The organism is Actinacidiphila sp. bgisy167 (assembly GCF_057707665.1).
Genome location: NZ_JBYIQP010000071.1, coordinates 24,897 through 36,386 on the forward strand (window position 1 = coordinate 24,897; position 11,490 = coordinate 36,386).

Sequence of the window (11,490 nt, forward strand, 5' to 3'; positions counted from 1 at the left end):
ACTCCTGAAGTCGTGAGGGGAGGGGCGGGGGCCGCGCACGCCAGGGGGAAGGAGCGGAACGCGGCCCCCGGTCCGGGGGGCGGATACGGCGGCGGGTGCGGGCTACGCGACGCGGCGCAGGGCGTCCGCCGGGCGCAGCCGCGAGGCCCGCCAGCCGCCGAAGGTCCCGGCGACCAGTCCGCCCGCCACCGCCAAGGCCACGGCCAGGACGATGGTGTTGACGCTGACCGGTGCGTGCAGGGCGATCTCCACGGCGTCACCGGCCGCACGCCGGGCGGGGCCCGCGAAGCCGGCGGGGCCGCCGGGACCGCCGAATCCGCCGCCGGGACCACCGAACCGGCCGCCGCCGCCACCGCCGACGGTGGCGTCCAGCGTGGGGCCGATCGCCGTGATGAGGTAGGCGCAGCCGAGGCCCAGGGCGATGCCGAGGACGCCGCCCATGAGGCCGTTGACGATCGCCTCGCCCATGACCTGGCGGGTGACCCTCCCGCTCTTCCAGCCCAGGGCCTTGAGCGTGCCGAACTCGCGCACCCGGCGGGAGACCGCGGCGGAGGTCAGCAGTCCCGCGACGAGGAAGGCGGCGATCAGGACGGCGACGGAGAGCCATCTGCCGACGCTGGTCGCCAGCTTGGACGCGGTCGACAGCGAACCGGAGACGGCCTGGGCCAGGTCCGCGGAGGTGGTGACCGTGGTGCCGGAGACATTCTTCTGGATCGCGGACTTGACGGAGGCGATCTTCTGGGAGTCGCTCGCCCGGACGTAGATCGTGGTGACCTTGTCCTTGGCGTCCGCCAGCGTCTGGGCCCGCCCCAGCGGGATGTAGACGTCGGCGGAGGACGAGCCGCTGTCGGCGGTCGCGACGCCGATGATCTCGAACGTGGTGCCGGAGACCGTCAGCGTCTTTCCGACGGAAAGCTTCTTCCGCTTGGCGTACGCGCTGTCGACCACGGCGACCTTGGCGTCGTCCTGCGCTTCGGTGAAGCCCTTCCCCGAGGTGATCTTCGACGAGGTCAGCGGTCCGAGGCCGGGGTGCGCGACGTCCGTGCCGAAGACGGTGAAGCTGTCGATGCCGAAGTCGGCGCCGCCCCCGCGCACCGTGCCCTGCGGCGGGCCGCCGCCCCACCGCCGGTTGCCGCCACCCGGGGCCTGCTGGAACTCACCGCGCTGGAACCGGCCGTCGACCTTGAGAACGACCAGGCTCAGCCCGCCGACCGCGTCCTCGACCCCGTCCTGCCCCGCTACCCGGTCGACGACGGAGGACTCCAGCGACTGGAAGCCCTGCACCATGACCCGGTCGCTGCTCTGCTCCTTCTCGTCGCCGCGCGCGTCGAACCGGAAGCGCGGCCGTGCGTCCGAGGCCGCGTCGGGGTCGGCGGCCTTGGTGACGGTCATGTCGGTGCCCAGGCCGTACAGCGACTGCAGCACCTTGCCCTGGGCCTGCTGCATGCCCGCCGACACCGAGTCGACGGTGATCACCAGGGCGATGCCCAGTGCGAGGCCCGTCGCGATGACGAACGCCGCCTTTCTGCGGCGGCGGAGTTCGCGCCGGAGGTACGTGAAGAACATGCGATTCCTCGCCGGGTCGGGAAACGGGAGGCGGGGGAAGGCCGTTGCCTTTCGCTCCGCTGCCGTGACGGTAGGAACGAGCCGTGATGAGAGGCTGAGCGGCGGATGAGAGCACCATGAGAAACCCCTGCCGGGGGCGAGCCGGCCGCAGCTCCGTGCCCCCGGCCCACCCGGCGGATGCGCGGCGACGGGAGCCGGGGCGCAGGCAGGTCGGTGTCACGCAAGGCCGGGTGTGCCGCCGCCAGTCCGGCACCGCCCACGCCACGGACGAGTCCCGGGCACGCGTGGCCGAAGCACTCGGTGTGTGGGCGGCGAGTGCGTCGCAGTCGTCGAGGCTCCAGGCCTTGCGGGAATGGGGACGTTCGCGCGAGACGCGCACGAGGGGGCCGCGCCGCCACCACCAGGGCCCACACCGTGAACGTGATCCCGCGCGGGCCTGGGCGCGGGCGGTGCCGCACAGGGAGATCGCCCGGATGCGCGCCGACATCGCCAAGAGCGTCGAGGACGACGAGCCGGCCTGCGCGCGGCGAGGGGCACGGACTCACTCCCCCGAGGCGCGCCGCACGGATGGGACGCCGGTCCGCCCCGTCGACCGCCAACGGGTGCGCCGCCGGGGCGGACTCCACCGGATGCCGGGACTCCAGGGGCCGGTGGGCCGGTACGGAGTGGTGGTGGCCAGGGGCCGGTGGGCCGGTACGGAGTGGTGGTGGCCAGGGGCCGGTGGGCCGGTACGGAGTGGTGGTGGCCGGGGGCCGGTCGCGCAGCGGACCCCACAAGGACTTCCCTCAAGGACGGGGACTTCCCCTCCCGTCCCCCTCTGTCACGCGATCGGGTGATATCAGCGAAAGCGGCGGGGACGGGGCGGTATGGTCGCCGCAGACAACACCACACAGACGACGGCCCCGGCAGGGACTGCAATCCCGGCCGGGGCCTGACCAGTTAAGGAAGAACACCCTTCCCCATGGCTGACACCCAGTTTAGTGCCCCCGCACGCCCCCGCGCCGGGACTCCGGCCGCCGGCGTCGTCCACGTGCGCCGCCGCCTCACGGCGAACTTCACCGTCCTGTCCAACCGCCTCGCCCAGCGCCCCGGAAGCGCCGTCACGGTCGGCGTCGGCGTGTATCTGCTCTCCGTCCCGGACGGCGTGCCCGTCAGCATCGACGCACTGCGGGCGCACTTCACCGAGAGCAGGGAACGGCTCGCCCGGGCCCTGAACGAGCTGGAGGCGGAGGGATTCCTGGAGCGCGTCGTCGTACGCGAGGAGAACGGACGGATCCGCACCCGGACGTATGTCCACGACGTCCCCCGCGCGGAAGCGGCGGCGGCGCCTGAGGCCCCCGCGCCCGTATCCGCCCCAGCCTCCGACGCACCTCCCGGAGGCATCGCGCGGAAAGCCGTCCCACAGACCCCTCCGCCCGCCGAGGACGGCCTCGGGGGTCTTGGCGAGGACGGACTCGCGGCGGCGGCCGAGGCCGTCCTCGCCTCCCTCCGCGTACGCGATCCCCGCCTGCTGCTCTCCCGGCACGACATCGCCCGCCTGTCCCCCGGCGTCGCCGCGTGGCTGCGGCTCGGTGCCGAGCCCCAGCGCGTCGCCGAGGCCCTGGCCGCCGATCTGCCCGCCGTCTTGACCCATCGTCCGGCCGGTCTGCTCGCCTACCGCCTGCGCTCGTGGGAGCCGCCCGCAGCCGCCGCGCCGCCCCCGGCGGCCGTCCCCTGGCAGTCCTGCGACTCCTGCGAACGCCCCTTCCGCGGACACGCCCCGGCCACCTGCCGGGAGTGCCTGGCGGAGGCGGCATGACGCCGTCGGAAGGACACGCAACCGGCCGTCGGCTTCGCGGAGCCGGACGTCGACCTCGCTCAGGTCGTCCGCGACGCCATGGGGCTCAAAGCCGTCGCGCTCGTGCATGCGGACCAGATGGGCGGACGAGGGCGGCAGGAAGGGGACGGTGAAGCCGACCGGCGCCGCGTTCCTCCGGGCGGCGGCCTCCCCTCCGCGGGACACTTTCGTCCAGGACATCCGGATCCACTGGACGGTGATGTCCACAGCCTCAGCCTTCCCCGCCGTTTCGTCGCAGATCGCACGTCACGCGCGCGGCGCCGCCTTAAATCCGCGCCCCGCGACCGGCCGGCACGGCGGACCGGGCGCATCACCGGACCTCCCCCCGCCGAAGACCATCGGCGGCCTGCTCACGCCGGTGTCAGCCGCTTTGCCATGACGCGCTCCGGACGCCCGTCCGGCATGGACTCGCCCGATACACCGGTGTCCGCGAAGCCGTTGCGTGTGTAGAGCGCCGTCGCCGGGGCGTTGCCCTCCGCGACGGCGAGGTGGAGCGAGGCGGCGCCCGCCGCCCCCGCGGCCCACTCCTCGACGGCCTTGATCAGGCGGTCGGCGACGCCGCGGCCGCGGGCCTCGGCCGCCACCCACATCGAGATCAGCTCGGCGGTGTCCGGGACTTCGCCGGGAACGCCGCTCGCCATGCCGCAGGGCGTGCCGTCGACATAGGCGACCAGGTTGTACGAGCCGGGCAGGCAGAGCCGGTCGCGCCAGCGTTCCTCGCGGTCCCCGTCGCCCTGCCAGTCGGCGAGCCGCGAGCCGAAGGCGTGCGGCGCGTCGGCGAGGGCGGAGAGCCGCAGTTCCCGCCAGAGCGGCCAGTCGTCGGCGGTGAGTACCTTCAGTTCGATCATCCCCGCAGGGTGCCGCCGGGCCGGGCCCGGCGGCAACCCTGTTTCACGCGGGGCTCAGCGGGTGCCGAGCAGGTGGTCCATGGCGAGCTGGTCCAGCTGCTCGAAGGCGGAGCCGCGGGTCGCGACGGCGTCGGCGTCGAACTCCTCGTAGGCGCCGCGGTCGGCCAGCAGGTCGGCCAGGGTCTCGCCCGCGCCGAGGGTCGGCTGGGCCAGCTGGTCCAGGCGGGCGGCCTTCAGGGCCTCCTGCACGGCCGGGTCGGCGCGGAACGCGGCGGCGCGCTCCTTGAGGATCAGGTAGTTGCGCATGCCGCCGGCCGCGGAGGCCCACACGCCGTCCATGTCCTCGGTCCGCGGGGGCTTGAAGTCGAAGTGGCGCGGGCCCTCGTAGCCGGCCGACTCCAGCAGGTCGACCAGCCAGAACGCGGAGCGCAGGTCTCCGGCGCCGAAGCGCAGGTCCTGGTCGTACTTGATGCCGGTCTGGCCGTTGAGGTCGATGTGGAAGAGCTTGCCGTGCCACAGCGCCTGGGCGATGCCGTGCGGGAAGTTCAGCCCGGCCATCTGCTCGTGGCCGACCTCGGGGTTGAGGCCGACGAGCTCGGGGTGGGCCAGCTCGTTGATGAACGCCAGCGCGTGGCCGATGGTCGGCAGCAGGATGTCGCCGCGCGGCTCGTTCGGCTTGGGCTCGATGGCGAAGCGGATGTCGTAGCCCTGCTCGATGACGTACTCGCCGAGGAGGTCGAAGGCCTCCTTGAACCGGTCGAGGGCGACCCGCACGTCCTTCGCGGCGCCGGACTCGGCGCCCTCGCGGCCGCCCCAGGCGACGTAGACCTTGGCGCCCAGCTCGGCGGCGAGGTCGATGTTGCGGATGGTCTTGCGGAGCGCGAAGCGCCGCACCTCGCGGTCGTTGGCGGTGAAGCCGCCGTCCTTGAAGACCGGGTGCGTGAAGAGGTTGGTGGTGGCCATCGGCACCTTCAGGCCGGTGGCGTCCAGGGCCTGGCGGAAGCGCTTGATGTGGTTCTCGCGCGCGCTGTCGTCCGAGCCGAAGGGGATCAGGTCGTCGTCGTGGAAGGTCACGCCGTACGCACCGAGCTCGGCCAGCTTGTTGACGCTCTCGACGGGGTCGAGGGCGGGGCGGGTGGCGTCGCCGAAGGGGTCGCGGCCCTGCCAGCCGACGGTCCAGAGACCGAAGGTGAACTTGTCCTCGGGGGTGGGGGTGTAACTCATCGCGGCGGCTCCTATTCGTAAGACCACTGAACAAATTAATATGCCAGGGCCGCTTTGTGAAGGGAGCCGCAGGATGGGTAACGGACCGATCGCGCTGGGTGTGGACAGCTCCACCCAGTCGACGAAGGTGCTCGCCGTCGACGTCGAGACGGGTGAGGTGCTGGCCAGGGGACAGGCCCGGCACACGGTCAGCGAGGGAGCGGGGCGCGAGACCGACCCCGAGGTGTGGTGGCGCGCGCTCGGCGACGCCCTGGCCCAGATCGGGCCGTACGCCGAGCGCGCCGACGCCGTCTCGGTCGGCGGCCAGCAGCACGGCCTGGTCGTCCTCGACCAGGCGGGCCGGCCCCTGCGGCCCGCGCTGCTCTGGAACGACGTGCGCTCCGCCCCGCAGGCGGCCGCCCTGGTGGAGCGGCACGGAGCCGAGTACTGGGCGCGGCGCTTCGGCAGCGTGCCCGGCACCAGCTTCACCGTGACCAAGTGGGCCTGGCTCACCGAGCACGAGCCCGAGACCGCCAAGGCGGCCGCTGCCGTGCGCCTCCCGCACGACTTCCTCACCGAGCGGCTCACCGGCGCCGGTGTCACCGACCGCGGCGACGCCTCCGGCACCGGCTGGTGGGCCACGGACACCGAGGCGTACGACGAGGAACTGCTCGCCGGGATAGGCCTCGACCCGGCGCTGCTCCCCCGTGTCCTGGGCCCCGGCGAGAGCGCCGGCGTCACCCTGTCCGGGCTGCCGCTGCGCGAGGGCGTCGTGGTCGGCGCGGGCACCGGCGACAACGCCGCCGCGGCGCTCGGCCTGGGCCTGATGCCCGGTCAGCCGGCGCTCAGCCTCGGCACCTCCGGCACGGTCTACACGCCGGCCGCCACCCGGCCCACCGACCCCGCCGGCATCGTCGCCGGCTTCGCGGGCGGGCACGGCGACTGGCTGCCGCTGGCCTGCACCCTCAACTGCACCCTCGCCGTCGACAAGGTCGCGGCGCTGCTGTCGCTGGAGCGCGAGGCGGTCGAGGCGGGCGGCAGCACGGTGCTGCTGCCGTTCCTCGACGGCGAGCGCACCCCGAACCTGCCGTACGCCTCCGGGCTGCTCACCGGGCTGCGGCACGACACCACCCCGGGGCAGATCCTCCAGGCCGCGTACGACGGTGCGGCGTACGCGCTGCTCACCGCCCTCGACCAGGTCCTCGCGGTCGACGGCGCGGGCTCGGACGAACCCCTGCTGCTGATCGGCGGCGGCGCCCGGGGCACGGCGTGGCGGGAGACCGTGCGGCGGCTGTCGGGACGTGCCGTCCAGGTCCCCGTCGCGGACGAACTGGTCGCGCTGGGCGCGGCCGCGCAGGCCGCCGGACTGCTCACCGGGGAGACCCCGCAGGCGGTCGCCCGCCGCTGGGACACCACGGCCGGACCCTCGTACGACCCCGTCCCGCGCGACGAGGCCGCGCTCGAGCGCCTGGCGACGGCGCTGGCCGACGCGTTCGACGTGCGGTGAGCCGCCTGCCCTCGCCCGCCCGGCCCGCGCGCCGGGCGTGCGAGGGTGCGGACGGGACGACGCCGACCAGGGCGGATGACGGGCGAGAGCGGAAGGAGACCGGGGCGTGGCGGAACGGCCGGGATCGCAGGCGGGACTGCGGCGGCGGAATCTGGCGCTGGTGATGCGAGCCGTGGCCGAGCACGGCGAGGTCTCCCGCGCGGCCGTCGCCGCGGAGATCGGCCTGACCCGCGCCACCGTGTCGACCCTCGTCGACGAGTTGCTGGCGAGCGGCCTGCTGGTGGAGCTGGGCACCCAGCGCCCCGGCACGGTCGGCCGCCCCGGCACCGCCCTGGCGCTGAACGACAGCGGTCCCGCGGGCCTCGGCGCGGAGGTCGGGGTGGACCACCTCGCCGCCGTCGCGGTCGACCTGCGCGGCACCGTGCGCGCCCGCGCCCGCCTCGAGTCGGACAACCGCGGCCGCCCGGCGCCGGATGTCCTGCGCGCGCTCTCGGCGCTCGTGGCCGACGTGCGGCGCCAGGCGCGGGCGGCCGGCCTGAGCCCGGCCGGGCTCACGCTCGCCGTGCCGGGCCTGGTGGGCCGGGACCGGCAGGTCGTGGTGCGGGCGCCGAACCTCGGCTGGGAGGACGTCGACGCCGCGGGCTGGTTCGCGCGGGCCGGGGACGAGGGCCTCGCCGCTCTCGCCGTCCCGGTCGCCGTCGAGAACGAGGCCAACCTCGGCGCGCTCGCCGAGCTGTGGCTGGGCGGCCACGAGGGTGTCACCGACTTCGTGCACGTCTCGGCGGAGATCGGCATCGGCGCGGCGCTGGTCGTCGACGGCCGGCTCTTCCGCGGGGCGCGCGGCTTCGCCGGCGAGCTCGGCCATGTTCCCGTGCGTCCGGCCGGCCCGCGCTGCTCCTGCGGGGCGCGCGGCTGCCTGGAGCAGTACGCGGGCGAGGACGCCGTGCTGCGCGCCGCCGGCATCGCCCCGGAACGGCCGGACGCGCTGAAGGCCCTTCAGTCGGCCGCCGCGGATCAGGATCCGGCGGCGCTCAAGGCGCTCGCGGCCGCCGGTCAGGCCTTCGGGACGGCGCTGAGCGGCGCGGTGAACCTGCTGGACCCGCAGGCCGTCGTGCTGGGCGGCACGCTCGCCGCGCTGGCGCCGTGGCTGCGCCCGGCCCTCGAGCGCGAGCTGCACCGCCGCGTGACGGACCGCCAGTGGCGGGCGGACGCGGTGCGGGTGTCCCGGCTGGGCCGTGAGGGCGTGCTGCTCGGGGCGGCGTACAGCGTGGTGCGCGCCGTCCTGGACGACCCGCACGCGCTGCGCCCGCGGTAGTCGCCGGGGCGGTTCCGCAGGGCTGTGTTCCCGTCATGCGACAACCTCGCCACAGCTTGTCACGCTCGCGGGGGCCGTCACCTTCGCCGGTTACGATGCGCTGCGCGGCGCTGCCGGGGGGCGGCGCCGATCCGTGTTCCGGAGGGGGATCCCTGTGCTCGTGCTGTCCATCCTGCTGCTCTTGGCGGCGGTCGTCCTGTTCTTCGTCGCCCGGGGGCAGAGCGCCGGCGGCTGGCGGCTGGGGGCCGCCCTCAGCGCCGTGGCAGGCGTCCTGGCCGGCGCCTTCGCCAGCGTCCACGTGGTGAGCGCGTACGAGGTCGGCGTACCGGTGACCTTCGGCAAGGTCGGATCACCGCTGACCTCCGGCATCCACTTCAGGTCGCCGTTCACCGACGTGACGTCGTTCTCCACCCGCCCGGTCGACCTGAACCTGAGTGACAAGGACGTGGTCGAGGTCCGCTCCTCGCAGGGCGGGGTGCTCTACGCCGACGTCACCATCAAGTGGGCCGTGGTGCCCGACAAGGCGGTCGCGCTCTACCGGCTGGCGGGCAACGAGGAGGCCATCCAGTCGCGGTTGGTGCTGCCGGACAGCCGCGAGATCGTCCGCAATGTCTTCGCCACGCACACCAGCGAGGAAGGATACGCCTCGGCCCGGGAGCGGATCGGCTCCGAGATCGACGCCCAGATCAAGCAGCGCCTCGCACCGCGCGGCATCGACGTCACCGCCGTGAACCTGCGCAATGTGCGCCCTTCCCGGCAGTTGCAGGAGCAGATCGACAAGAAGATCCAGCAGCAGCAGGCCACCGAGCGGGCCGTCGAGGCGGCCAGGACGGCCAAGGCGGAGGCGGAGCGCAAGCGGATCGAGGCGGAGGGCATCGCGAGCGCCAACCGGATCATCGCCCGGTCGCTGAGCGACAAGGTGCTCTACAACCAGTGCCTGGACGCCTACCGGGAGGCCGCCAAGTCCCACCCGGTGTACGCGGTGCCCTGCGGCACGAACGCGGCCGGCTCCCCGGTCATCGTGGACGGCACCAAGAACTGAGGCCGCCCGCGGGGCCCGGTGCGGCCCCGGTGACGGCGAAGGGGCCCTGAACCGTGCGGTTCAGGGCCCCTTCGCCGTTCGGGCCGGGAGCGGTCAGACCGCGCTGCCCGCCTTCCAGGCGCTCCAGTTCATGTTCCAGCCGTTGAGGCCGTTCGCCGGGTCGACGGTCTTGTCCTTGGAGTTCTTCACGATCACGACGTCGCCGATGATCGAGTTCGTGTAGAACCAGTAGGCGTCGGTGGCGGTGTCCTTGCCGCCCTTGGTGTCGTTCAGACCCACGCAGCCGTGGCTGGTGTTGGCGTTGCCGAAGATCGAGTCGGCGGCCCAGTAGTTGCCGTGGATGAAGGTGCCCGAGGTGGTCAGGCGCATGGCGTGCGGCACGTCCTTGATGTCGTACTCGCCCTTGCCGTCGTCGTCGGTGAAGCCGACGGTGGCGCCGTTCATCCGGGTCTCGGTGTACTTCTCGGAGATCACCATCTGGCCGTTGTAGGTGGTGTTCTCGGCGGAGCCGGCGGAGATCGGGACGTTGCGGATCACCTTGCCGTCGCGGACGACCTTCATCCGGTGGGTGGCGGCGTCGACCGTGGAGACCTGGCTGCGGCCGATCTTGAAGGTGACGGTCTTCTTCTGCACGCCGTAGACGCCGTCGGCGCCCTCGACCCCGTCGAGGTCCAGCTTCAGGGTGACGGTGGAGCCGGCCTGCCAGTAGGCCTCGGGGCGGAAGTCGAGCCGGGTGGAGTTGAACCAGTGGCCGACGACCTCCTGGCCGCTGCTGGAGGACACCGTGATCGCCGACTGGACGGCCTTCTTGTCCTCGATCGCCTTGGTGAAGTTGATCGAGACGGGCATGCCCACGCCGACGGTCTGGCCGTTCTCGGGCGTGTAGTAGCCGATGAAGCTGTGCTCGGGGCTGACGGTCGTGAAGGTGGAGTTCTCGGTGGCCTTGCGGCCCTCGCCGTCCTCCGCCTTGGCGGCGATCCTGTACTGGGTGGCGCGCTCGAGCTGGGCGTTGGGGGCCCAGCTGGTGCCGTCCGCCGAGATCGTGCCCTCGACCTTGGAGCCGTCGGCGACGGAGGTCATCACGACGCTGGTCAGCTGGCCGTCGGTCACCTGCACCTTGGCGCCGGTGTTGATGCTGACGTTGTCGGCCCCGGACTTCGGCGTGATGGCTATTCGGGCGTCCGACGAGTCCTTGGCCGCCTGCGCGTCCACCGATGACTGCGACGTGACGTCCTTGCCGGAACCGGAACCGCCCGACGTGTCCGCCTTGTCGCCCCCGCAGGCGGTCAGAGTGATCGCCCCGACGGCGAGCAGCGCCAGAGCTGCCAGTCCGGTTCGCCGCTTGCGCGAGGGACTCGTGTCGGTGGCTGTGCCGGTTGCGGCGCGCTTCACACAGATCTCCAATGTCTTCAGGTACGCGTTTCCCCCGGCCCGCTGGGGTCGCGGGCCACGGCCCTCGAAGGAGCCTTACTCGTACGTTCAGGAACTGCCAGGGTCTTTCGTCCGTTCCCCCACCCCGCGGAGTGTGGGGAAGAACACGTGCATGACGCATGGACAAGGGCGCGGCCCCGCGGTCCGTACGGCGCCCCGGGCCCGTTCAGGCCCGGGGCGGATGCGTCACGCACTGACCTAGACGCGATCAGCGCCCGCGCGGTTCCTGTCCGTCGATGCCGGGCGCGATTCCGGATTCCTCGTCCTCGGTGTCCGTCTCGTCGTCATAGAGGTCCCACTCGTCGGATTCGGGGTCGTACTCGGTGTGGGCGCAGGACCAGGACGCCTGTACCAGTTCGATCCCCGGCACGCTGGTGACCAGGTCGAAGGGATCGACGAGGTAGGCCAGCGCCTCCGACTCGTCCTGCCGCACCGATGCCTCGGCGTGCTGCCGCTCGTCGTCCGGCATGTACTCGTCGCCGCTGATCTGGTCCAGCGCGGCCTCGGTCAGCTCGCCGGACCCGGTGATCTCCAGGACCAGTTCCACCTGGAGCCGCACGTAGCGCGGCCCGCTCTCCCCGGCGGGGATGTCAGTAGTGCTCATGTGACGGAGGGTATGCGGGCGAACGGCCGCCGTGGCGCAGGCAGTCCGCGCCGGCGCCCCAGGACGCCCGAAGCAGCCCCCGGGCAGGCCGCGGCGGGCAACCGCCGCGGGGCCGACTATCGTGTTCATGGACATGG

9 protein-coding genes are annotated in these 11,490 nt (G+C 73.2%); 4 read left to right on the plus strand and 5 right to left on the minus strand.

All coding sequences use genetic code 11. The features are described from left to right. Positions 1-102: 102 nt before the first annotated feature. Complete coding sequence (locus AC3ET4_RS23620; RefSeq protein WP_431952612.1) at positions 103-1,566, minus strand: ABC transporter permease; 1,464 nt, start codon at positions 1,564-1,566, stop codon at positions 103-105. 961 nt (positions 1,567-2,527) lie between these two features. Here AC3ET4_RS23620 and AC3ET4_RS23625 point away from each other — a divergent pair. Continuing rightward, positions 2,528-3,364 carry a hypothetical protein gene (locus AC3ET4_RS23625; RefSeq protein WP_431952613.1) on the plus strand — a complete coding sequence of 279 codons (837 nt, stop codon included), beginning with the start codon at positions 2,528-2,530 and terminating at the stop codon, positions 3,362-3,364. 389 nt (positions 3,365-3,753) lie between these two features. Here AC3ET4_RS23625 and AC3ET4_RS23630 read toward each other — a convergent pair whose 3' ends face one another. Continuing rightward, positions 3,754-4,251, minus strand: a complete 498-nt coding sequence (locus tag AC3ET4_RS23630) for a GNAT family N-acetyltransferase (protein ID WP_431952614.1) — start codon at positions 4,249-4,251, stop codon at positions 3,754-3,756. A gap of 54 nt (positions 4,252-4,305) precedes the next feature. Next, entirely contained in the window at positions 4,306-5,475 is a 1,170-nt protein-coding gene (xylA, locus tag AC3ET4_RS23635) for a xylose isomerase (protein ID WP_431952615.1), read from the minus strand. Between the two features lie 73 nt (positions 5,476-5,548). On the opposite strand from xylA, the gene xylB reads away from it, so the two are divergent. From xylB to AC3ET4_RS23650, 3 genes are all read left to right on the plus strand, one after another. Beyond that, positions 5,549-6,961: a xylulokinase gene (gene xylB / locus AC3ET4_RS23640; RefSeq protein WP_431952617.1), complete on the plus strand. Its 1,413-nt coding sequence runs from the start codon at positions 5,549-5,551 to the stop codon at positions 6,959-6,961. Between the two features lie 163 nt (positions 6,962-7,124). Then, on the plus strand, positions 7,125-8,276 hold the full coding sequence (locus AC3ET4_RS23645) for an ROK family protein (protein ID WP_431952635.1): 1,152 nt from the start codon (positions 7,125-7,127) through the stop codon (positions 8,274-8,276). Between the two features lie 154 nt (positions 8,277-8,430). After that, a complete protein-coding gene (locus tag AC3ET4_RS23650) occupies positions 8,431-9,318 on the plus strand; it encodes a prohibitin family protein (RefSeq protein WP_431952619.1) in 888 nt (295 codons plus the stop codon). 93 nt (positions 9,319-9,411) lie between these two features. Here AC3ET4_RS23650 and AC3ET4_RS23655 read toward each other — a convergent pair whose 3' ends face one another. Continuing rightward, a complete protein-coding gene (locus tag AC3ET4_RS23655) occupies positions 9,412-10,710 on the minus strand; it encodes a L,D-transpeptidase (protein ID WP_431952621.1) in 1,299 nt (432 codons plus the stop codon). Between the two features lie 247 nt (positions 10,711-10,957). After that, positions 10,958-11,353, minus strand: a complete 396-nt coding sequence (locus AC3ET4_RS23660; protein ID WP_431952623.1) for a hypothetical protein — start codon at positions 11,351-11,353, stop codon at positions 10,958-10,960. Between the last annotated feature and the right edge of the window lie 137 nt (positions 11,354-11,490).